The sequence below is a fragment of the Streptomyces sp. NPDC005151 genome, assembly GCF_053599875.1.
Genome location: NZ_JBSFYR010000030.1, coordinates 44,214 through 66,748, shown reverse-complemented (window position 1 = coordinate 66,748; position 22,535 = coordinate 44,214). Strand labels below are relative to the sequence as shown.

The window sequence follows — 22,535 nt, the reverse complement described above, 5'->3', positions numbered from 1 at the left end:
CCTAATCCTCGCTTGCCTTGATGAGCCATGCCATGCCGGCGCCGGGATTGGGTATTCCGCGATTCGCCTGCCGAGCCAGCTTCACGAGGCTGCCCCTGAGCCGCAGCAGCGCGCTATCGAACCCCTCCTTGTCTAGGCTGCTGCTGGCCAATGCCTGAGCCAGGTCGCTGACGCTCTGATCAATAGCTGCGCGGGCGTCATCGAGCCGCTCCGCGGTCGTCTGCTGGACCTTCGTCAAGCGGTCATCACGGTCAGCCTCGTCAATCGCCCGTTTCATTCCTCTGTGCGCTGAGGTTACGGCCTGCTGAGCTGTCTCGCGGATCTCCGCGGAAAGGTGGCGGGCCGATTCTTTAGCCTTGGCCTGCAGGATCCGGTCTGTGATAGCTCGTGCCTGCCCGACGAATTCTGACGGAGGTGCAACTGACACACTGAGCCCCGCAATCGAAATTGGAGCATCAGCCTCGGGAATGGGCTTTCTGAAGTCCCGGGGAAGTGTCTTTTGCAGGTAATTATGTTGAAATTCTCCGTCGATCAAACGCGTCTTCGTCTTCGCGAAACCAAGAATGATAGCCGCTATCCGATTCTCCTTGACCTGTTCGGCGACTTCCTGGCTGGTTGCCTCCGAATGTGTATAGTTCCGGTGCAGCTCTTTAAAATTCTCTTGGTGGCCCTCAAAGTCAGTGAAGCTCAGTTGTGCACCATCGGATGTCCGGCTCCGCTCGATCATCTCCCGGATGACGCCGAGAATCCATCGCTCCTGCTTGAAGGTCTTCAATTGAATATGGAATTCTCTAGCAATATCTACTGCCGCTCGACCCATCAACTCCTGCTCTTCCATTGCGATCAGACGATTGATGTATGAGTAGTCTCTGCGCGCATCCGGCCGGAGCTGAAGGGCGAGCTCGACTGCGTTGATGTCCTCCCACGTGAATGTGGATGGCAGCACGCCCACTCGGATCGATGATTTCTTCAGCTGCCTCAGAGCTGCGGCGCGAGTGTTTCCGTTTACTAGGATTCCCTCGTGTGTGATCAGTCCCGGTTCCTGCTGTTCGACCGTGCCGAGACTGGCAACTAGTTTTTCAAATTCAGGGTCGGCCTCATCAGGGTTGGTGGGCTTGCTAATCAGCAGGCGATTCAGGTAGTCCTGACTCTCATCCAGCCAAGGGTCGGCCTTCAAGGTTTCGGAAAGAACCGGATCGTGGTCGAGCTGAGCCCTGATCCGATGTGTCGCGGGATTGTAGTAAAGGTCGCGCAGCGGCATGTCGATCACGCCGACGTGAAGCGGACGGCCATTCCACTCCACGGTGACCGTCTCCCGTGGCCCTTCTCCCTCAACAGCCCCCTTGAGTCGCCTTGCGATGAAATCAGCGTTCTCAGCCGCCTTCGGCGGGAGGCTAAACTTCAGCATCTTCATACTTCTCCTCTATCTCCAGCTGTGTCTCGCACTCGCCAGCGCCGTCGGCACCCCGCTTAGCGCTTTGCCGACCTGAAGGCCTCCCGGACCATCGTCCGGGACTCTGCGGGCAGAGTCCGGTACTCGCCCCAGAGACGCTCCATCATGCTGAAGTCCCGGCGGTCCGCCGCCATCCACTGAGAGAAGTGATCTCGCTCGATCTGGCTCATCTGTCCCAAGCGGCCGAGGATTCCAGCCAGGTCGGCTTGGCCGCCGCGCCCACCGACCCTGCAGCGGCGGCATTCGGTGACCATCTCCACTACTACCTTCGCGCCGGGCTTCAGGACATCCCGGCGCGCAATGTCCAGTTGAGCCGTTTCCACGCCACCCTCGTATACTTCGCCGGCGGTGATACCGCAGACTCGGCACAGGTGCTCATCCGCCTCAAAGATCTCACGCCGCTGCGTCGCCGTAATGCTTGCCGCCGGCGTCTTGGCCTTCGACTGGCCAGGCTTCCACACCTCCGCGCCCATCCCGACGAAGCGGTGCTCGCTTGATGTCAGCGTTGGATCCTCTCGGTTGGTGGCGATTCTCCAGCCGCGATCCCTGAGGTCCCGCATCCGGCGGTCAATCTGCGACGTTTCGGGGAAGGCATCCCGAAGCTCGGTCTTCGTGAACACCTCACCAACGCCCACCTCGGAGACCAGCCACAGGGCGCATCGGACCATCGTTCCCCTGCCCGTATCCCGCCACGACGGAATCTCCTGAAATGTCATGCTTCCTACCTTTCTTTCGTGGAAGTGGAGTTCGGGCAACAACGAGCTGGCACAGCCATTGCAGGCAGCGCCCGCACCCCCTATTGGACGCGCGCCCAAGCATCACGGCAAGCCCCTGCGGATCTTTGCGGCGAAACGCAAACATGTACCGAGGGTGGATCTGCGAAACGCAAACACGGGCCTGCGGGTGCAGCTCTGCGCAAACAAGCCAAAGGCCGGAAGGTTCCATTCCGGGTTGCGCTGCAGCCGCCTGTTCAGGAAAGACTGACTCTTGCTCAACACTTACTCTTGCGAGGGGGATCCGTGGCTGCGATCGGCCATGTCAGAGAGACGTATTGGGAAGGGTGCGGCTCCGACCGCATAAGGTTCGTCAATCGCTTCCGCCACCTGATCAACATCATCCCCAACGTGAAGCAGGGAGCTCGAGCTCGACAACTGAACGTCCCCCTGAGCAGCCTGTCCTGCTACTGGAGTGGTCGCCGGGTACCAAATGCGAAACGGCTGAGGGCGATGCACCAGGCTCTCTGTGGGGCAGTTGCTCCGGAAGAGGTGCCTGTCGCCCTTGCCGAACTGGAGCGACTCCGCAGCTCCGCTGCGCGGCGGAACCGAGACGAGTCCGCGGCATCGAACATATCCAGGCGTACGACCTCGCCCGATGCCGGTATCCATGATTTGGCCTGCACCGCACCTTCCGGCACCCTTGCGGCACCCCAACAGGCAGGGGACCGGCGCAACGCCGCGAACACCACTGTCCACCAGGCACTCGGCACCCTGGTCGCTGCGCACGCCGCCGGTAACCGACGAAGCGTACTCGGAATCGCCTGGTCTGCCAGCAAGACCATGACCGCCGACGAGATCAGCGCGACCGTAGATGAACTGCACGCCACGGGCAGCGGGGATCTTGCCGAAGCTGTCCTCTTGGGTGGGCGTGAGCGCACCCAAGAGGACGCCATGCGCATTGCACTCGCGCTTATCGCTCGCGGGCTCACCACGTACGCGGAGCTAGTTATGCGCGCTGCCCTACCGCCCGAAGAATTACTAACCCTCGCTGACATCCGCGACTGACTTCGGCCACGGCTAGATCACACATCGACCCCCGGTCCCCCGCTGACCGCCGATCCGGCGGTGTCATCAGGCATTTCCGCCTGACTTCTAGTACTTAGGGAGAGCCCATGGAGAATCCCGTTGATCAGCACAGCAGCTGGTCTGAGATCACGACCCGTGTGGAGCGGAAGACCGACCTGAAGCCCACTGTTCACCAGGACGGCGACTGGTCCACCATCGAAACAGTCACCGTAACCGTGGTTCGCAGTGGCAGCGCTGACACCATGCCCTCAGGGACGCCCGACTGAGCGTCTGCTGAACGTTCTGATTCCAGTCCCGGTATTGCGTGATCAACGGGTCCCTGCCCGGCCAGGGCGACCATGGATTAACTCCTCTTTGTCGGAAGAGGCACGTTGAACAGTGCTCGGGCCTGCATGTCAATGCCGTGTTGGGGAACGGCAGGTTGGCCGCTCTTCCTCTGTGTGAAGGACGACCTCGATCGCTCGGCGGAACCCGCGAGAAGGCGCTCAGCGCGACGGAAGCTTCGGTGCGGGCGTGTCAGCATCTTCGTTCTCGCCCACCGCGACCCAATGGCATCCGTCGAGCTCGGCCGATGGACGGTCACCATGATGAGGCCGTGCGCGTGCGATCTTGAAGCTTACGAATTCACCCTTTTCTGGCACGGGCCCACCAAGCGCCTCAGCCACGGCTCGGTGGTTCGCCGAGTCGCCAGTGATGATGATGCCCTTTTGTCGCAGAGCGGGACGGGCACGCGTTCCGTCTTTGTCATCCCGGACACGCGCCATGTAGTCGTACTGTTGGGCAAGGGTTCTCACGACGTTTCGGTCGATTCGACGCCGTTGAACTTGTCGGAATAGTTCGTTGACCTTCCTTTGCCCGGATCGCGGCGAGAGGATCTTGGATCGCACAGAGGAATCCAGATGCAGCAGGAGGTTCTCTTTCAGCTGCTCTCGGTGCCAAAGCCAGGTGACCATGGAGTGGTGATCCTTGGTCAGGCGGAACTTTCCGTCGCGATTGCCCTTCTTGGTGACCTTCCCACTCATCGTTAGCTTCTGGCGATCGGCGCGGAAGAGTCCTGCGCTCCAGAGGCCTAGCTCCTTATGGTCGTCCGCCCAGACAACGAGGCAGATCTCGTCCAGGGCTTCTGGCGGTATCATCCAGCCAAATTCCTTCTGCGAGAACTTGCAGTCGACCTCGATGCCTTCGATCAGATAATCCATGTCCTGGCCGGCATCAAACCCGAACTCCCTCAGAAGATTGATCTCCACGAGGGTGCCAGCGTGAGTCTTCTCTGTCTTATGGAGGTCATTCCAGTCGAAACGGCCTGTGTGCTCGCCATCGAGTAACTGGTCGATGGTGTCTCGGAGGACGCGGGCGAAGCGCTGGCCGTCGGGGTCACGTTTCATCAAATGCTGGTGAACTAGCATGAGTTCAGGGTCGTCGCAGACGCCAAAAGCGGGTCCTGGCATGTCGAACAGGGTCACTCGCTGCTCCTTCTGGGGAGATCAAGAACGTGGCGGTACCTGTCATGACTCCCAGGTGACGGGAGTGGTTGCTGTCAGGGCGAAGTGTTCTGCACCGCAATGCTGCCGGCGTGCCGGGAGTCCTTGGTCTGGAACCGGAGAAGGCGCTTCGACGAACCGATCGCGGATGCTGGCGGAATGAGAGTGAAGGCCATGATGACCTTCGACGGATCTGCCGCACCGTGGGGCGCGGCGGCGTGCGTCTCAGCGTCACTCTGGCCCTCCACGACCGGGTAGAGCAATGCAACTCCGGTGGTTGAGCCGACAGAGAGCCCCGGAATGCCGGTTCCGTCTGCCAGGCGCAGTGCTGCGGCCCGGTGCTCGACGCTGGCGATGCGGCCGAACGCCGTTTTCCCAGCTTGCCGGCCACGGCGGACGAGAGAGAAGGGCGAAGAGCCAAGGATGGTTGCCTCAATCCGGGCTGCGCGCGACAGCTGCGGAGCGATGACCAGCCAGTTGTCCACCTTGGCTAGCCTGCCATCGAGCTGCGAGAGGTATGTCAAGTGGGGCCGGAAGAGGTCTGGCCGCTCCCATTCAAGCCCGGCCAGCACTCCCATGAGCTCCGAGTGAGGCACGCTGGCGGTGAGTGCGGAGAAGCTTCGAGTGAGCGAACTCGTACTGTCCGGCGGGTTGGTAAGGGTGACGGGGACCGTACCGAAGGAGTCGAGAAGCGGCCGCCAGCGTTCGGTGTTGCGGCCGATTGCCGCAGCGTCCATGGGGTATGAGGCCGGTTCGATCGGCTGCCCCGGTGACCGGATCTCCACCAGCTCCGCATTGAACATCTTCGTGCGGCCGCTCGGCTTGATCCACGGCAGGTGCTGGGACACCAGCGGCGGGATCTGGGCCGGGGTCACCTGCGACTTGCCGTCGACCAGTTCCGCGTAGCGCGACAGCTGGGAGCGGAAGGTTTCCTCGTCGCGGCAGATCGCCTCGAAGGCCTCGTACAGGTCGACCGTCTGCGCCTTGGTCAGCGGCTCCTCGCGGCCGATGTAGAGGCGGACCAGGTCGCGGTAGCCGGGGCGGAAGCCGAACCAGCGGCCCATCTGCATCAGGGTGTCGGCCTGGCGGGTGGTGCGGCGGTAGTAGGTGACCGTGAGGCCCTCGACCGTGAAGCCGCGGGACAGTTTCGTGCCGCCGACGAGGATCTTCCAGACGTTCGGTGTGCGGTCGAAGTCCAGATCGATCTGGGAGAAGTAGCGGTCAGTGTCGCCGTTGACGACGATGACGGGGGACCCGCCCGACGACACGCGTTGAAGCGTGGGGGAGATGTACGGCCTGAGTTCGGCGTACGAATCGGGGGTGGGCAGACCGTCGGTCGCGTACGTCCGGAAGTCGGCTCCGAACAAGGCTTCCAGGCGGGCGTGTCCCTCGCGGGACATGTATCCGGCGCGGTCCCACAGCGTCTTGATGCGCTCGGCGAGATCCGCGTGGTCGTCCATCTTCACCGACTCGTGCACCAGCATCGTGTGGTGGCGGAACGGGCCTGCCGGAACCCCGTGATCGGCGCGGTACAGCTTCAGGGCGCCCGTGAGGACGAACGCGTCTATCGCCTCCTGGAGGCGGTCGCCCGTGTCCTCGTATATGCCGCGTACGTTAGTCTCCTCCGCCGCGCCTTCGCCGTTCAGGTCGTGGAAGTCCTGCACGCCCATGTAGCCGACCGGTCGTGGCAGGGAGATGAGGAAGTCGCGCGGGAAGATGTCCTCGCCGTCGCTCGGGTCGATGAAGACGTTCGCGAACGGGGTAGCGGTGTAGCCGACGTACTGGGCACGCGGGAGCAGGCCCAGGAGCTGGGAGATCAGTCCGTTGATCGCTGTGCGCTCGATCTGGCCCGACTCCCACTTCTTCGGGTCGGAGGTGTTCACGGATGCCTGGTCGGACTCGTCGTCGATGATCAGGGTGGGGATCTCGCGGAGGATCGGACCGATCTTCTTGAGGTCCTTCACCAGGTTCGTCAGGACGGACTTGTTCTTCTTGACGACCATGACGCGAGCGGCCGCGCGGTGCAGGTTCTCGGGGACGTACAGCGGGAGGTGCGGTTCGCGCTTTTCGATCTCCAGGGCGCGGATGCCCTGCAGAAGGCTGCGGTAGTCGTTGTCCCGGGTGGTGAGCCGCTCGATGTTGAAAGGCCGGTGGCCGTGGCTGACGAACTTCTCCGGCCAGTCCTCGTCGTCCTGGTAGTCGATGCCGACCAGGGCGTCCAGGTCCGAAGGGTCGGCGCCGCGCAGGATGTTCTCCTGGCCGATCAGTTCCATGTCCAGGCGGCGCTGGGTCTGGCCCCGGAGGAGGTTCAGGGTGCCGCCGAGGACGATGACCAGGCGGTAGCCGGCGTCGATGGCTTTTGCCGTGACTCCGGTGAAGTTGGCGGTCTTGCCCGACTGGACGTAGCCCACGACCAGGCCGCGGGCGCCGTATGCCTCGGTGCGGGTGGGGTCGGAGAGGCGCTCGACCACGGCATGGCTCGCCTCGTCGAGGCTGGAGACGGCCGCGTCCGACCAGCCCTTGCGGCGCAGGAGTTGCTCGTACGAGTTCCAGTAGAAGGAGCGGGCGGCGGCGGCGTCGCGCGAGTACCAGGACGTGAAGTCCTTGCTGATGACCGTTGCGCCGGGCTCCTTGAACACCGGGACCGCCTGGTCGAGTGCCTTGCGCAGGTCGGGTCCGAAGCCGAGGCGGGCGTAGGTGTCCGCGCGGCGCTCGTCGGTGCGGGCGGCGGCGGTCGACCAGTCCACGTGTTCCGCGAGGTCCCAGGTGGTCAGTGTGCGGTGCCAGAGCGCGGTGAGTTCGTCGCCGGGGCCCGCGGCGACGATACGGTCCCGGAAGTGTCCGAAGTCGGTGTCGGTGGGTTCCTCGGCCTCGGACAGGACGAAGGCCAGCTTGGCGAAGGGTTTGGGGCCCCGGCGCATCGCGGCCAGGACATCGCCGTGCAGGTTGTAGAGGTGATCGGCAACGTCGGTCATGGCGTAAGGGCTCTTTTCAGCGGGTCAGCGGGAGAGTTCGCAGCGGGCGGCGGTCACCAGGACGCTGTTCCACAGGGCGACGTTGTCGGTGTGGACGGCCCGGACCCGTTCCTTCTGGAAGATCTCGTTGACCATGAGGTAGAGCATGCTCTTGACGACCGGGGCGTCGTTCAGGCCGCCGCGGCGTCCCCCGTTGAAGGCCAACCGGTACTCCTTGTTGAGCCTGACCTCCCGCTCCTCCCGGTCGAGTTCGAAGAACACTTCCGACGGCAGTGCGTCCCAGCGGAAGGTGATCGGGTCCTCGCCGTCCAGCTCCGGCAGTTCGTCCCGCAGGGCCCGCTTCAGCTTCGGGTCGAGGCCCTTGCCGGCCGGGATGACGGCCTTGCGGGTCGGTTCGGTGGAGCGGCGAGCCGCCTCCCGGTACGTCGTCTCCGCTTCCTGGAGGTACGCGGCGAATGTGTGGCCCTTGTCGTCGGTGGCCTGTTCGAGACCGCGGGCGAAGGCGGGCGTGACCGTCACGCCGTCCTTCTTCACCGTGAGGCTGAAGACCTCGTTCGGTTCGGTCGGCAGGTCGACGGCGATCCGGGCCAGGGCGAGGTGGCCCTCGGCGCTGCGGGTGCTGTTCCAGCCGCCCGCCTGGACGAGCCGGTCGTTGCGGTAGATGTAGAAGCCCTGGCGTTCGGCGAGCGGACCGATGCCGCGGAAGCTGACCAGCGGCGACTTCGGCGGCCAGATGTGCGCGGTCAGCGCGAGCTCGCCGACGCCCTCGATCGGTGCGGTGTACGTACGTGGGTAGCCGGCCCGGCCCGGCACCCGGTAGCCGAACGGGTCGAGCGGCTCGACGCCGCGGTGGTCGAGCTCCTCCTTGGTCCGCACGTCCTCGACGACGATGTCGACGTTGAAGCCCTCACGGGCCAGGAAGCGGTGCAGATAGAGGCCGAGGTGGGTCTCCAGCTTCTCGATCGCGTCATTGAGGAACCGGTCGGCCTGACCGGTCGTCACGGTGTCGAAGGCCCGGACGTGGTCCCAGCGGACGATCGTGCCGTGCCACTCGACGATTCCGTCGTAGCGGTCGACGAGGTCCTGGCAGTAGCGGGGGTCGACGACGTCGCACGTGAAGTCGGCCTGGGCGCGGGCTGTCAGCCAGCGGCGGCCGGTGGACGGGCTGCGCTTGGTCCGGCTGATGACGGTGAGCGAATCGGCGTGCGAGAGCGAGGCGGCCTTGAGGCCCGCCCCGAAGTGGCCGAGTGCGCTCTTGGCGTACCCTTCGCGGCCGCCGACCGTCATCGCGGTGTCCAGCGCCTCGTCGTTCATGCCGCATCCGTCGTCAACGACGAGCAGGCTGACGAGGCGGTCCTCGTCCCGGAGGAAGCTGATGACGACGTTGCGGGCGCCCGCGTCGATGGAGTTGTCGACCAGGTCGGCTATGGCCGCCTCGAAGCCGTAACCCTGGTGCGTCAGCGATTCGACGTAACGGGCGGCGGGCGGAAGTCGCTTGCTGCCGGTCGTCGGGATCTCGTACTGCCAGTCGCCGGAAGGCTGATAGGGCGTCATGAAGACTTCCTCGCGCACACAGAGCTGAGACCTGCGTGGGGGAGGCGCGGCCCTGAGATCAGTGGATTGAATGTGATGATATTGCAAAGGTGGGGCATTGAGGGAATCTTCTCGCAGAAAGAGCGCCTCGTTCCGCCTGCTCGTACGCCCAAGAGCCCCGCCGAAGCAGGGCCCTTGGGATGTATCTAATGACGTCTGTGCGTCAGCGCCCCTCGGGCAGACACTCACGCGCCCCCGTGGCACTCCCGGTACGCCCGCCCCGACCCGCACCAGCACGCCGCGCTCCGGGCCGGCGGCCACGGGACCGCGCGGCCGCGGGCCGCGAGGGTGGTGGCGTACTGGGGGAGGAGGTCCGGGTCGGACGGCGACGCCGCCTCCGAGGCGGCGAAGGCCTCGTACGACGGAACCGTGCCGGTGACGATGCCGAGGTTCGGGGTCCCTGCCGCGTGCAGGTCGCGGAGAGAGGCCTCCAGGCGGGCCAGGTGCTCGGGGTGGGACGGGTACTCGGTGCGCAGGGCCGGGTACCCGGTGAGGAGCTCGTCGAGCTCCGCCGCCGTCCAGTGCAGGACCGCCACCGGGAACGGGCGGGACAGCGCCGTGCGGTAGGTGCCCAGTTCCGCGCGGAGGCGGATGATCTCGGCCTGGAGCTCGCCCGGGTCGGACGAGCCCAGCGACCACAGGCGCTTCGGGTCGTGGAGCTCGTCCAGCGGGACCGTGGCGCTGTGGAGGGTGTCGGCGAGCTCGTCCCAGGCGTCGTGGCCGAGGCCCATCAGACGCCGTACGCGGTGGCGGCCGAACAGCAGGGACTGGGTGGCGTACGGGACTTCCTCGCCCGGAGCGAGGAGCAGGGTCAGCGCGGTCGAGAAGAAGTCGTGCGCCGAATCCAGCTCGTCGTGCGATTCGAGGGTCTCGGCCGCGATCCTCCAGGGGGCCGCGTCGAGCGGTCCCGCCGCGCGGAGGCCGTCGATGATCGCGCGGGCCTCGGCCTCGTGACCGTACTCCCAGAGATTCGCTGCCTTGAAAGCCTTGATCAGGGACGGTTCGGCAGGATCCGCGGCGAGCAGTTCGTCGTAGAGGGTGGTGGCGCGGGGGCGCTGGTCGGCGAGTTCCAGGTGGGCCGCGGCGCGCAGGAGCAGCGGCTCCCGGTCGTCGGGGTACTGCGCCGCGGTGCGCAGCAGGCGCTCGGCTTCGGCGATGTGGTCAGCAGGCGTGTCGGGGCGCATGAACCACACCGTACTGCTGTACGGCTACTGGGCGGAGGGTTGTTCCGGCCCTGGTGAGTTACGGGTCGTGCCCCTATCGTGCGGGCCGTGAGGGAGCGGATACCGGTCGCGGTCCAGCGGAACCCGCGTGGGCGGCGCGTTGCCGCGCGTGGGCTGTGGACGGGCGCCGAGGCGGTCATGACCCTGGGTGTCGTGCTGCTGCTCCTCGTCGTCCATCAGCTGTGGTGGACCAATCGGCAGGCCAGAGCGGGAGCCGAGGACCAGGTGCAGGCCCTGGAGCAGGAGTGGGGCCGGGGCACGGACGGGGGCGGACAGCCGGTGGGGCCCTCGGAGGGCGGGGACGGGGACGACGGTTCGGCCCCGGTGTCGCGGGGTGGTGGTGGCGGGAGCGGGCGTACGACGGCTGCGGGGCGCGCGCCTCGCCGGTATCAGGCGTACGCCGTCATCCGCATCCCGCGCCTCGGGCTCACCGCCCCGGTCGCCCAGGGCATCAGCAAGAGCGGCGTCCTCGACAAGGGGTACGTCGGGCACTACCCGCGCACCGCGCAGCCAGGCGGCGTCGGGAACTTTGCGCTCGCCGGGCACCGCAACACGCACGGCGAACCGTTCCGGTACATCAACCGGCTGCGCCGGGGTGACCGGATCACCGTCGAGACCCGGGAGCGGGTGTACACGTACGTCGTCGACAAGACGCTGCCCCGGACGTCGCCGCGGGACAGCGGGGTGATCGCCGCCGTTCCGCGCAGCAATGCGCAGCCGCACGCCGGGTACAGCGAGCCCGGTGCCTACGTGACGCTGACCACGTGCACGCCCGAATTCACCTCCCGGTACCGGCTCGTCGTGTGGGGGAGGCTGACGGGAGCCAGGGGGCGGTAGCGCCCTTGTGGACCAGCGGCGTCGGCGCCCCCGCCCGCGACGAGCAGGCCGAGGATCGAGGCGCTTGCCGCGCCCTGCGCGACCCGGGACCGTGACGACCCGGTCAGCCGCGCCCTGCTCGCGCCGCGCCGGCTCCTCCGGCCGCTGGAGACCGACCCCGTCCGACGCCGACCGGCTCCCCGGGCCATCGTGTATAAAAACTGGAGGGCCGAACGAGCGAGCCCACCGGACCGAGCGGGGGAGGGATCGATGAGCAGCAGTATCGACAACCGCCTGCGCGGTGGCATCGCCCGCCTGCCCCGGCCCGTCGGAATCCTGCTCTTCCTGCTCACCGAGGTTCTCCTCGCCGAGGGCGGCAGCCTCTCCGCGGCGGTCGCGCTCGCCGCCACCGCCGCCGCCGGTTCCGCGCTCGTCGCCTGTTCGGTCATCAGCGCCCGCTGCGCCGGCCCGGTGCCCCGCACCCGGGTCCGTACCGCCATGCGCGACCGAGAGAAACGCACCGCGTTCCTGCCGCAGCGCGATCCCGACGCCAAGGGGCGCAGGCGGCCCCGAGCCCCCGGCCGTGCCCTCCTGACGGCCGCGTAGGGACTTCGCACCTTCTCCGCCCGAGCACGAGTACGTGTGCTCGGGCGTGCCCCACGCGGGTCGTCATGCCGAGCCAGATCGTCCTTCTCCCGGCACGACGAGACCCCCGGAGGGCTCATCCATGTCCACGTTCATGTCCGCTTTCGCCGCCCTGGTCGGCTCCTTCGCCGATCTGCTGCACCCGCTCTTCCAGGGCGCGGCCACCGCCGCCGCAATCGTCCTCTTCACCGCGCTCGTGCGACTCGCCGTGCACCCCCTCTCGCGGGCCGCGGCGCGTGGGCAGAAGGCCCGCACCAAGCTCCAGCCGCAGATCGCCGCGCTGCGCAAGAAACACGCCAAGAACCCCGAGCGCATGCAGAAGGCGCTCATGGAGCTGCACCGGGAGGAGAAGGTCTCGCCGCTGTCCGGCTGCCTGCCCAGCCTCCTGCAGATGCCCGCCTTCTTCCTGCTGTACCACGTCTTCTCCAGCCAGAAGATCGGTGGCGACTCCAATGAGCTGCTCAGCCATGAGCTCTTCGGCGCCCCGCTCGGCGGGCACTGGCAGGAGGCGCTCGCGGACGGCGGACTGTTCGGCACCCAGGGCGTCGTCTATCTCGGCCTCTTCGTGATCGTCGCCGTCGTCGCCACGTTCAACTACCGCCGTACGAAGCGCCAGCTCGCATCCGCCCCGGCCACCCCCGCCACCGGTCCCGACGGACAGCCCGTGCCGGGCATGGGCGCGATGACGAAGCTGATGCCGCTGATGTCCTTCTTCACGCTCGTCTCGGTGGCGTATGTGCCACTCGCCGCCGCGCTCTACATCGTCACGAGCACCACCTGGACCGCGATCGAGCGCGCCGCTCTCTACCGCGACATGCCGGCCGCGGGCGCCGCCATGGCCACCGTGGCCTAACCGGCGGGGCGAGTGCGCCGGTCCAGTGTGTGAACAGGGCCTTGCGGAGTGATCCGATGTCTTGGAGGATCGGCCAAGCCTGCGATGGCCGCCACCCATCCGACGGGCCCGATCTCGACCAAGGGGAGAAAGACCGTTGAAGCTGCTTCGTGTGGGTACGGCAGGTGCGGAACGACCGGCGCTGCTGGACCGGGGCGGAACCCTGCGTGACCTGTCGGGAATCGTCACCGACATCGACAGCGCCCTGCTCGCCGACGAGTCCGCGCTGGCGCGGGTACGGGCCGCCGCGGCCGCGCCCGGCGAGCTGCCCGCACTCGACGCCGAGGGGCTGCGGGTCGGGCCGCCGCTCGCCCGCATCGGCAAGATCGTGTGCATCGGGCTGAACTACCACGAGCACGCCACCGAGACCGGAGCGGCGATTCCGGCCGAACCGATCCTCTTCTTCAAGGCGCCGGACACCGTCGTCGGACCCGAGGACACGGTGCTGGTGCCGCGCGGCAGCGTCAAGACCGACTGGGAGGTCGAGCTCGCCGTCGTCATCGGCCGCACCGCCCGCTACCTGGACTCCGCCGAGGAAGCGCTCGGTCACGTCGCCGGGTACGCGGTCGCGCACGACGTCTCCGAGCGCGAATTCCAGATCGAGCGCGGCGGCACCTGGGACAAGGGCAAGAACTGCGAGACGTTCAACCCGCTGGGGCCGTGGCTCGTGACGGCCGACGAGGTCTCCGACCCGCAGGCGCTGCCGCTGAAGCTCTGGGTCAACGGCGAGCTGAAGCAGGACGGCACGACCGCCGACCAGATCTTCCCGGTGGGCGAGGTGGTCCGCTACCTCAGCCGGTTCATGACGCTGTACCCGGGCGATGTCATCAACACCGGTACGCCGGCGGGCGTGGCCATGGGGCAGCCGGATCCCAAGCCGTATCTGCGGGCGGGGGATGTCGTCGAGCTGGAGATCGAGGGGCTGGGGCGGCAGCGGCAGGAGCTGAAGGACGCGTAGCCGTCGCGTAAAGGTCGGAGGGGTGGTGTGCCGCTGGTGCGGCGAGCCACCCCTTCGTCACGTCAGTCGTCTCAGTCGTCTCAGCCGTCTCAGTCGGACATCGTGGTGGCGAACTGTTCCAGCGCCTCGACGACCAGCGCGTGGTCCTCCGCCTGCGGCAGCCCGGACACCGTGACCGAGCCGATCACGCCCGCGCCCTCGACCGCGATCGGGAACGAACCGCCGTGCGCGGCGTACGTGTACTGGTCCAGCCGCGAGGAGTCCTCGAACGTCGTCCCCTTCGCCCGGAACCGGGTCCCGACCAGGTACGAGCTCTCGCCGTACCGCTCGACGACCTTGCGCTTGCGGTCGATCCACGCGTCGTTGTCCGCGCTCGAACCGGGCAGCGCGGCATGGAACAGCTGCTGGGCACCGCGCCGGATGTCGATCGCGACCGGCGCGTGGCGCTCCCGGGCCATGGAGACGAGCAGCCCGCCGAGCGCGTACGCGTCGTCGTAACCGAAATGCGGCAGCGTCAGCCGGCGCTCCTGCGAGATGAGCTCGGAGATGGTCGGAGCGGTGGGGTTCATGCGGACTGCTCCTCGGAAGTGGTGGACAGGGTGACGGTGACGCCCTCGCGGGCCGAGCGGCGGGCGGCCTCCAGGACGTCCAGGGCCGCGGCGGCCTGCAGTGCCGTCACCGGATTCTCGCCCTTTCCGCGCACCGCGTCGGCGACCGCCGCGTAGTACGCCGGGTAGTCGCCCGGCAGGGTACGGACCGGGATGCCGCCACCGGTCAGCGGCGACTCGCCCGAACCGGTCCGGCCCCACAGCGCCTCGGGCTCCTCGCCCCAGCCGGAAGCGGCGGCGGACGGGCGGTGGCCCTCACGCAGGGCGGCCTCCTGCGGGTCGAGACCGTACTTCACATAACCGGCCCGCGAACCGAGCACGCGGAAGCGCGGCCCGAGCTGGGCGGTGGTGGCGCTGACGTACAGATGCGAGCGGACCCCGTTCGCATGGGTGATCGCGATGAACGTGTCGTCGTCGGTGACGGCGCCGGGTCGGCGTACGTCGGACTCCGCGTACACCCGCACCGCCGGGCCGAACAGCACGAGCGCCTGGTCGACGACGTGGCTGCCCAGGTCGTACAGCAGCCCGCCGATCTCCTCGGGGTCGCCCGACTCACGCCAGCCGCCCTTGAGCTGCGGGCGCCACCGCTCGAAACGGGACTCGAAGCGCTGTACGTCACCGAGCTCGCCGTCCGCGATCAGCTGGGAGAGCGTCAGGAAATCGTTGTCCCAGCGGCGGTTCTGGAAGACGGACAGCAGCAGCCCGCGCTCCTGCGCCAGCGCGGCGAGCTCGCGCGCCTCGGCGGCCGTGCCGGCGATCGGCTTGTCCACGACGACCGGCAGACCGGCTTCGAGCGCGGCGGTCGCGATCGGGACGTGGGTCTTGTTGGGGGAGGCGATCACGATCAGATCCAGCTCGTCGGCGCGCGCCCACAGCTCGTCGGGCGACGCGGCGAACCGAACGTCCGGGAACTCGGCACGGGCCTGGGCCCGACGCTCCTCGTTCGACGTGACGACCGTGTCGAGGGCCAGTCCCTCGGCCGCGGCGATCAGCGGGGCGTGGAAGACGGAGCCTGCCAGGCCATAGCCGACGAGTCCGACGCGGAGGGGGGAGCCGGGCGTCTCGGGTGTCGTGATGCCAGTCATGCAATCCACTTAAGCAACGCTGTTGCCAAAGTGCAAGCGAGGGAGACAATGGGGCAGTGAACAGAAGTAACACCGGGGCGAACCTACCGACACTGCGCAGCCACAACGCGGCGCTCGTGCTGGACCTGCTGCGTGTCGCGGGCGAGCGCGGGATCAGCCGGCTGGAGCTGGCGGAACGGACGGGGCTCACCCCGCAGGCCGTCAGCAAGATCACCGCCCGGCTGCGGGCGGAAGGCCTGGCGACGGAGGCGGGCCACCGCGCCTCCACGGGCGGCAAACCGCGCACGGTGCTGCGCCTGGTTCCGGACGCGGGACACGCGGTGGGGCTGCACCTGGACCGGGACGAACTGACGGTGGTCCTGGTCGATCTCGCGGGCACGGTCGTGGCGAGCCGCAGGGCGCCGCTGGACTTCGGCGCACCGGCGGGCGAGGTGGTCGCCGCTGCGGCGCGGCAGGTGGGGCTGGTGCTGGGCGGGCCCGGCGGGTCGGGCTCGGGCGGGGCCGCGGAAGCGGGGCCGGGCAGCTCCGCGCCCACCGTCCCCGACGGGACCGGCTCCGGGCCGCACGCGGCCTTCCCCGTGGCTCCGCCGTCCACCGTGCTCGGGCTGGGTGTTGCCGTGCCCGGGCCGCTTGATCACCGGGGGGGTGTGCTGCATCGCGTCACCGGGTTTCCGCAGTGGGACGGGTTTCCGCTCCGGGACGCTCTCACCGCGCGCACCGGGTTGCCCGTCGTCGTCGACAAGGACACCAATGCCGCCGCTCTCGGACTCGCGCTGCGGGCCGACGGGCCGGGGGACTTCGCGTATCTGCATCTCGGGACCGGGCTCGGTGCCGGGCTCGTGCTCGGTGGGGCCGTGCATCGCGGAGCCCGTACCGGGGCCGGTGAGTTCGGGCATCAGACCGTGCTGCTGGACGGGCCCCTGTGCAGCTGCGGCGGGCGCGGCTGTATCGAGGCGCTCTGCCTCGCCGCCGTCTCGGGAGGCGATGCCGCGGAGGCCGCGCGGGTACTCGGGACCGGCGCCGCCAACCTTGTCGGGCTGCTCGACATCGACCGAGTGGTGCTGGGCGGCCGCACCGTCGACGCCGACCCCGATACGTACGTCAGTGGGGTCCGGGCCGTGATCGGTGAGCGCGTCCGGCGTGACGGCATCGGTGCGGCCGTGCCGCTCGTCATGACCGCGGGCGGGGACCGGCCGGTCGCCGAGGGGGCCGCCCAGCTCGTCCTCGCCCCGCTGTTCGGGCGACTCGGCGGCGCCGGGGCGTAGGGCCGTTCGAGCGGTTCGGGTCGCCCGACCGGGCGACCCCCCGGCATGTCGGCGCCCGCCGGGTCGCGCGCGCGTGGCAGCGTCGCCGCCTACAACCGGTGAACTCCGGGCACGGCGCGATCCGGCCGTTTCGCGAGCAGCAAAGGGTGTCCCCCAATGCCTCCCACGCCTCCCCCTCCCCGGCCGCGCCACGGAATCGCCCTCGGACTGGCCGCGGCGTCCGTCGTCCCCGCCGTCGTGCTCGGCGGCGCGTCCGCCGCATCCGCCGACGCCGCCGCGGTGCCCGTCGCCGTCAACGCCGACCAGCAGCCCACCTGTGGTGCCCCGACCACGGCCGACTTCCCGATCACTACCCGGATCCACGGCGGCCCGGAGACGTATGCGTCCGGCGGGGGATACGGCACCTGGTTCCTGGATCTGACCAATACGACCTCGAAGCCCTGCGGCTCCATCCACCCGGTTCTGGTCCTCACCGACGAGGACCGGAAGCTGACCTCCGACCAGATCCAGCTGGAGTTCTCCGACCCGGACCGCCCCGACGATGTCCCGCACCGCGTCACCTGGGAGACGACCGACCGCGACGAGCACATCGGCGTCTTCGGCGGCGACGGCGCCGACACCTTCGGCGGCTTCACCGTCCCTGCGGGGCACACCGTCACCGTCCAGGTCCGGATGGCGTTCACCTCCGACACCGGCCCCAATCGGATCACCGCCAAGGCCGCGATCGTCCAGCGTAAGCAGGCCGCGGGTGACGACGGCGCCAAGAAGACGCCGGCGGGTGACGACGGGGACTGGGTCGGTGAGTCCGACGACTACGTCTTCGGCGTGGTCGAGGACGAGGGCGACGGTGGCGACACCGGTGGTGGCGATACCGGTGATGAAGACACGGGAGGTACGGGTGACGTCGGCGGCATCAGCCGAGACGGGGACGTGCTGCCCGAGCCACCCCTCGACAGCGCCACTCCGGGAATCGGCGACGCCGGTGGGGTCGACGGCGGTGGTGGCATCGGGGGATCCGGTGACGTGGGTGGTGTCGATGGCGGTGGTGGCATCGGCGGATCCGGTGACGCGGGTGGTGTCGATGGCGGTGGTGGCATCGGCGTGTCCGGTGACGCGGGCGGTATCGACGGCGGCGGTGTCGACGGCGGTGGGGTCGATGGCGGCGGTGGCATCGGGGGATCCGGTGACGTGGGTGGTGTCGACGGCGGTGGTGGCATCGGCGGATCCGGTGACGCGGGTGGGGTCGACGGCGGTGGGGTCGATGGCGGTGGTGGCATCGGTGGATCCGGTGACACGCCCAGCGTCAGCGCCTCCGGAGAGGCGCCGCCCACCGCCCGGGATCCGCAGGGCCCGCCCGAACTCGCCAGGACCGGACCGGGGGCCGTCATCTGGACCGAGGGTCTCGCCGCCGGGCTCTGTCTGGCCGGTGGTGTGGCCGCCCTGAGAGGGGCGCGGCGGCTCCGCCGCACCCGTCGTTGACCTGCGGGCCCCGAAACGTTCACCGTCGTTCATGTCCGTCTGCCACCATCGGGAGGTGGGCTACCTGCACGACCAGGCACCTGGCGCACCGATCCGTTCCGGCATCCCGGAGCACGGCCGTATTCCCAAGTGCCACGCCGTGAAGGCCCATGTCTCCGTCGTCATAGGGGAGTTGGGTGAGGGCGGCATGCTGCCCACCGAGCGTGATCTCGCGGTCCGCTACGAGGTGTCGCGCGAGACCGTGCGGCAGGCGCTGCGCGAACTCCTTCTGGAGGGCCGCCTCGCCCGTCAGGGCCGCGGCGCCGTTGTCGCGGCGAGGTCCGCGAGGTCGTCGGTACCGCCTCCGTCCGCGACGACCACGGCGACGTGCATGCCGGTGACGCCGTCATCCTGTGCGCCGGCGCCTGGCTCGGCGGTCTCGTCCGCGAGCTGGCCGGACCCGAGCTGCCCGTGCGGTAACGGGTCTGGACTGAAGATCAACTCCTCGCCGAGAGCGGGGAGTTGAGCGCATTTCCGGTGGGGGTCCGGATTGTCCCGGATCGGGTACGGGACCGCCGCCGCCCTCCGCCACCTGCCCGTACCTCTAAAATCGGTGATGTCGGCGCTGCACAACGCGGTGCCGCCGGCGTCCCCGCACACGGCGTACGGCAGGAGTCCCACATGGTAGAGCGCAAGCCGATCACATCCTGGCTCACCGACATGGACGGAGTCCTCATCCACGAGGGCACGCCGATCCCCGGGGCCGACGCCTTCATCAAGCGGCTGCGGGAGTCCGGGCTGCCGTTCCTGGTCCTCACCAACAATTCGATCTACACGGCGCGCGACCTGCACGCCAGGCTGGCACGCATGGGTCTCGACGTCCCGGTCGAGAACATATGGACCTCCGCACTGGCCACCGCGAAGTTCCTCGACGACCAGCGGCCCGGCGGCACCGCGTATGTCATCGGCGAGGCCGGACTCACCACCGCGCTGCACGACATCGGGTACGTCCTCACCGACCAGGAGCCGGACTACGTCGTTCTCGGTGAGACCCGTACGTACAGCTTCGAGGCGCTCACCAAGGCGATCCGGCTGATCAACGGCGGGGCCCGCTTCATCTGCACCAACCCCGACGAGACCGGCCCGTCGGCCCAGGGCCCGCTGCCCGCCACCGGGGCCGTCGCCGCGCTGATCACCAAGGCCACCGGCAAGGACCCGTACTTTGCGGGCAAGCCCAACCCGCTGATGATGCGCACCGGGCTGAACGCGATCGGTGCCCACTCCGAGTCCAGCGCCATGATCGGCGACCGGATGGACACCGATGTGCTCGCCGGCCTGGAGGCGGGCATGCACACCTTCCTGGTGCTGACCGGCCTGACGACCCCCGCCGACATCGACCGCTACCCGTTCCGGCCCTCCACGGTCGTCGACTCCATCGCCGACCTGGTCGACCTCGTCGACGTGAGCTGAGCGCCGTGCGGGGAGGGCCGCCTGCGCGCCTTCCCCGCATTTTGTCGTTCCAGGGACTGAACCCGCACGGCCCAGTCCCTCACCCCTGCGGATGCGAAAAGCCGCCGGACGCGTGAACCTGCCAGAAGGAGGTTCACGATGCGTTCCATACCCCTCACGTTCTGTGGGGCCGCGGTGATCGCGGCGACCCTGATACCCGCTCCCGCCGCACTGGCCAACTCCGACTCCGGCTCCGAGAAGGACTCGCAGTCCCACGCCACCCTCTCAGTGACCCCGTCCTCCCTCGCCCCCGGCGACAACGTGGACCTGCAGGTCGACGGCTGCAAGGGCAAGGAGGCCAAAGGGATCTCCGACGCCTTCGCCTCCGATGCGCGCCTCACGGCCGACGACCGCGGCGGGCTCTTCACCCGGGCCAGGATTCGCTCCGACGCCGCGCCCGGCGCGTACGACATCTCGGTGACCTGCGACGGCGACAAGGACACCAGGGTGTCCAGCACCGTCACCGTCGTCGCAGGCGACCGTTCCGAACCGCTCGCCCCGATCGCCCCGATCGCCCCGGTCCGGGCCGGTGGCGGAGGCACCGCCGTCCTCACCGAACAGACGGCCGAGCAGTCCGGCCCCGGCACCGCGCACGCCGTGCTCGGGATGGCCCTGGCCGCCGTCGCGGCCGTCGCCGTAGCCCTCCTCAGCACCCGTCGGCGCCGCCGTCCGGCCGCGGATCGAGCGAGATGACCGCCTCGGACCGCCCGGCAGGGACGGGCCGGCTGCTCACCGGAGTGGCCTGGGCCATCCTGCTGCTGGGCCTGTGCCTCTGGGGCCGCGGCATCGCCGACGGCTCCGGCGCGAGCTCCGCCCCGACCACCGGTGACGTCGCGGCGGTCGGTCGCCCCTACGGTGTACCGCTGCCCGCGGCGCACGCCCCGATCAAGGGTGCGGCGCCGGAACGCATCGAGATTCCCTCGATAGGAGTCCGGGCCCCCGTCGTCGCCCGCGGCCTGGACAGGGCGGGGGGGATCGACCCGCCACCGTTCGCGAAACCGCAGACCGTCGGCTGGTACGGCAGCGGCACCCGACCCGGCGCGGCGGGCGCCGCGCTCCTGGTCGGCCACGTCGACACCGAGACCAAACCGGCCGTCTTCTACGGGCTGAGCGCGGCCCGCCCCGGCGCGAAGATCAGGGTCGTCCGGACGGACGGCTCGGTCGCCGAATTCACCATCGACGACGTCCAGGTCTTCACCCGGGACCGCTTCGACGCCCACAAGGCCTACGGGCCCCACAAGGACGGCCGGGCGGAGCTGCGGCTGATCACCTGCGGCGGCACGTTCGACCGCGCCTTGCACGAGTACAACGCCAATGTGGTCGTCTCGGCATACCTGACCGGCGAGAAGCCGTCCGCGGGCAATTCCGCGTAGCGGACCGTCCGGTGGATGAGGTACACCGGGCCCGGCCGGCCCCGCTTTCACCCCGGGGCGCCGACCGGGCCGGTCCTCGACCGCGGTGCGCGGGCTGCGGGAGAAGCCCGGCGCCGACACGGGAGGCAAAGGGGGCGTGTGGGCCACTACGCGTCACTGTAGGACGCCCAACTGCCCGCACCCAACAGATATTTGACGATACGTCCAGAACCGGTTGCTCTGCGTCGTTCGACGTCTGGGTGTGTCAGGATGGATTCGCCCGGTCTTGTCCGGCACCCAAGGGGGAGTGGATGTACGGCAATTACACCGGCCGGTCCGGTGCGGGGGCGGTGGCGCTGGCCGTGACACTGCTCCTCGCAGGATGTTCTTCGTCCTCGTCCTCCGGTGGCGACGGGAGCCCCGTCGGGAGCGCCCCCTACTGGGTCAACCCGGACGGGAACGCGGCCCGGCAGGTCGCCGCCTACACCAAGGCCGGCAACGACAGGGACGCCGGCCTGATCAAGAAGATCGCCCGGCAGCCGGTCGGGGAGTGGATCGGCCCGGACAACCCCGAGGCGGAGGCGAAGGGCTTCACCGAGGCGGCCCGGAAGGCCGGCCGGGAGGCGTTGCTGGTCCTCTACAACATCCCGCACCGTGACTGCGGCCAGTTCTCGAAGGGCGGCGCCGCGGACGGCGACGCGTACCGTGCCTGGCTGGAGGGCGTGGCGAAGGGCATCGGCGACCGCCGCACCACGGTGATCCTGGAGCCGGACGCGCTGTTGCACCTGATCGACGGCTGTACCCCGCAGGAGTTCCACGAGGAGCGGTACGACCTGCTGGGGGGCGCCGTGCAACGGCTGAAGCAACTGCCGTACACACGCGTCTACATGGACGCGGGCAACGCGGGCTGGCACACCCCGGAGGCGCTCTTCCAGCCGCTCCGGCAGGCGGGCATCGCGGACGCGGACGGCTTCGCGGTCAACGTCTCCAACTTCCAGACCACGGCGGCCAGTACGGACTTCGGAAAGCGGCTGTCGGTGAAGGTCGGCAACAAGCCGTTCGTCATCGACACGAGCCGCAACGGCAACGGTCCGTACGACGAGGGCGACCCCGAGGAGAACTGGTGCAACCCACCGGGCCGGGCCCTGGGTGAACCCCCGACCACGGACACGGGTGAGGACCTGGTCGACGCGTACCTCTGGATCAAGCGGCCGGGGGAGTCGGACGGCGCGTGCAAGGGGGGTCCGAAGGCGGGGGAGTGGTGGCCGGAGTACGCGCTGGGGCTGGCCCGCAACACGAGGTAGTACCGGGGGCGTCCGGTGGCCGGTTCTTTGTCCTTGGACCGGCCGGGCTTCAAGGTGCCGCCCGGCGAGGCGGGACGCATGCCCGTCCAGCGCGAGGCGTCCGTCCTCAAACGCCG

Annotated in this window: 20 protein-coding genes and 1 pseudogene; 13 read left to right on the top strand and 8 right to left on the bottom strand. The window is 68.6% G+C overall.

What is annotated here, in order from left to right:
• Position 1 precedes the first annotated feature (1 nt).
• The gene (locus ACWD6R_RS18320; protein WP_451819612.1) at positions 2-1,414 is read right to left on the bottom strand and encodes a transcriptional regulator; all 1,413 of its coding nucleotides are present in this window, start codon (positions 1,412-1,414) and stop codon (positions 2-4) included.
• 56 nt (positions 1,415-1,470) lie between these two features.
• A complete protein-coding gene (locus ACWD6R_RS18315) occupies positions 1,471-2,169 on the bottom strand; it encodes a hypothetical protein (RefSeq protein ID WP_451819611.1) in 699 nt (232 codons plus the stop codon).
• Between the two features lie 303 nt (positions 2,170-2,472).
• On the opposite strand from ACWD6R_RS18315, the gene ACWD6R_RS18310 reads away from it, so the two are divergent.
• Together ACWD6R_RS18310 and ACWD6R_RS18305 are read left to right on the top strand one after the other, a co-directional pair.
• Positions 2,473-3,234 carry a hypothetical protein gene (locus tag ACWD6R_RS18310; protein WP_451819610.1) on the top strand — a complete coding sequence of 254 codons (762 nt, stop codon included), beginning with the start codon at positions 2,473-2,475 and terminating at the stop codon, positions 3,232-3,234.
• A gap of 107 nt (positions 3,235-3,341) precedes the next feature.
• Positions 3,342-3,521, top strand: a complete 180-nt coding sequence (locus ACWD6R_RS18305) for a hypothetical protein (protein ID WP_451819609.1) — start codon at positions 3,342-3,344, stop codon at positions 3,519-3,521.
• A gap of 219 nt (positions 3,522-3,740) precedes the next feature.
• On the opposite strand, the gene ACWD6R_RS18300 is transcribed toward ACWD6R_RS18305, so the two are convergent.
• From ACWD6R_RS18300 to ACWD6R_RS18285, 4 genes are all read right to left on the bottom strand, one after another.
• Positions 3,741-4,718: a NaeI family type II restriction endonuclease gene (locus ACWD6R_RS18300; RefSeq protein ID WP_451819608.1), complete on the bottom strand. Its 978-nt coding sequence runs from the start codon at positions 4,716-4,718 to the stop codon at positions 3,741-3,743.
• A gap of 74 nt (positions 4,719-4,792) precedes the next feature.
• On the bottom strand, positions 4,793-7,711 hold the full coding sequence (locus tag ACWD6R_RS18295; protein WP_451819607.1) for a Z1 domain-containing protein: 2,919 nt from the start codon (positions 7,709-7,711) through the stop codon (positions 4,793-4,795).
• 24 nt (positions 7,712-7,735) lie between these two features.
• Positions 7,736-9,265, bottom strand: coding sequence for an ATP-binding protein (locus tag ACWD6R_RS18290; RefSeq protein WP_451819606.1), 1,530 nt, complete (start codon positions 9,263-9,265; stop codon positions 7,736-7,738).
• Positions 9,266-9,489: 224 nt separating this feature from the next.
• On the bottom strand, positions 9,490-10,488 hold the full coding sequence (locus ACWD6R_RS18285) for an SEC-C metal-binding domain-containing protein (RefSeq protein ID WP_451819605.1): 999 nt from the start codon (positions 10,486-10,488) through the stop codon (positions 9,490-9,492).
• 87 nt (positions 10,489-10,575) lie between these two features.
• Here ACWD6R_RS18285 and ACWD6R_RS18280 point away from each other — a divergent pair, with 87 nt between their 5' ends.
• The 4 genes from ACWD6R_RS18280 to ACWD6R_RS18265 all read left to right on the top strand — a co-directional run bounded on the left by ACWD6R_RS18280 (position 10,576) and on the right by ACWD6R_RS18265 (position 13,838).
• Positions 10,576-11,364 (top strand): class E sortase, encoded by a 789-nt coding sequence (locus ACWD6R_RS18280; protein ID WP_451819604.1) that lies wholly within the window; start codon positions 10,576-10,578, stop codon positions 11,362-11,364.
• 249 nt (positions 11,365-11,613) lie between these two features.
• Positions 11,614-11,949: a DUF6412 domain-containing protein gene (locus ACWD6R_RS18275; protein WP_451819603.1), complete on the top strand. Its 336-nt coding sequence runs from the start codon at positions 11,614-11,616 to the stop codon at positions 11,947-11,949.
• A gap of 121 nt (positions 11,950-12,070) precedes the next feature.
• Positions 12,071-12,841: a YidC/Oxa1 family membrane protein insertase gene (locus ACWD6R_RS18270; RefSeq protein ID WP_451819602.1), complete on the top strand. Its 771-nt coding sequence runs from the start codon at positions 12,071-12,073 to the stop codon at positions 12,839-12,841.
• A gap of 136 nt (positions 12,842-12,977) precedes the next feature.
• On the top strand, positions 12,978-13,838 hold the full coding sequence (locus ACWD6R_RS18265) for a fumarylacetoacetate hydrolase family protein (RefSeq protein ID WP_451819601.1): 861 nt from the start codon (positions 12,978-12,980) through the stop codon (positions 13,836-13,838).
• Positions 13,839-13,927: 89 nt separating this feature from the next.
• On the opposite strand, the gene ACWD6R_RS18260 is transcribed toward ACWD6R_RS18265, so the two are convergent.
• Complete coding sequence (locus tag ACWD6R_RS18260; RefSeq protein WP_451819600.1) at positions 13,928-14,407, bottom strand: heme-degrading domain-containing protein; 480 nt, start codon at positions 14,405-14,407, stop codon at positions 13,928-13,930.
• Positions 14,404-15,531 (bottom strand): Gfo/Idh/MocA family oxidoreductase, encoded by a 1,128-nt coding sequence (locus ACWD6R_RS18255; protein ID WP_451819599.1) that lies wholly within the window; start codon positions 15,529-15,531, stop codon positions 14,404-14,406. Before ACWD6R_RS18255 ends, ACWD6R_RS18260 begins: the two co-directional genes overlap by 4 nt.
• Positions 15,532-15,587: 56 nt before the next feature.
• Here ACWD6R_RS18255 and ACWD6R_RS18250 point away from each other — a divergent pair, with 56 nt between their 5' ends.
• The 7 genes and pseudogenes from ACWD6R_RS18250 to ACWD6R_RS18220 all read left to right on the top strand — a co-directional run bounded on the left by ACWD6R_RS18250 (position 15,588) and on the right by ACWD6R_RS18220 (position 22,419).
• On the top strand, positions 15,588-16,796 hold the full coding sequence (locus ACWD6R_RS18250; protein WP_451819598.1) for an ROK family protein: 1,209 nt from the start codon (positions 15,588-15,590) through the stop codon (positions 16,794-16,796).
• 156 nt (positions 16,797-16,952) lie between these two features.
• Positions 16,953-18,275, top strand: coding sequence for a peptidase (locus ACWD6R_RS18245; protein ID WP_451819597.1), 1,323 nt, complete (start codon positions 16,953-16,955; stop codon positions 18,273-18,275).
• A 199-nt stretch (positions 18,276-18,474) separates the two neighbouring features.
• A pseudogene (locus tag ACWD6R_RS18240) lies at positions 18,475-18,731 on the top strand (FAD-dependent oxidoreductase); the annotation flags it as partial.
• A gap of 204 nt (positions 18,732-18,935) precedes the next feature.
• Complete coding sequence (locus ACWD6R_RS18235; RefSeq protein WP_451819596.1) at positions 18,936-19,724, top strand: HAD-IIA family hydrolase; 789 nt, start codon at positions 18,936-18,938, stop codon at positions 19,722-19,724.
• 138 nt (positions 19,725-19,862) lie between these two features.
• Positions 19,863-20,456, top strand: a complete 594-nt coding sequence (locus ACWD6R_RS18230; RefSeq protein ID WP_451819595.1) for a hypothetical protein — start codon at positions 19,863-19,865, stop codon at positions 20,454-20,456.
• Positions 20,453-21,136, top strand: coding sequence for a class F sortase (locus ACWD6R_RS18225; protein ID WP_451819594.1), 684 nt, complete (start codon positions 20,453-20,455; stop codon positions 21,134-21,136). The genes ACWD6R_RS18230 and ACWD6R_RS18225 overlap by 4 nt, the downstream gene beginning before the upstream one ends.
• Positions 21,137-21,426: 290 nt before the next feature.
• Positions 21,427-22,419, top strand: coding sequence for a glycoside hydrolase family 6 protein (locus ACWD6R_RS18220; RefSeq protein ID WP_451819593.1), 993 nt, complete (start codon positions 21,427-21,429; stop codon positions 22,417-22,419).
• The last annotated feature ends 116 nt before the right edge of the window (positions 22,420-22,535 follow it).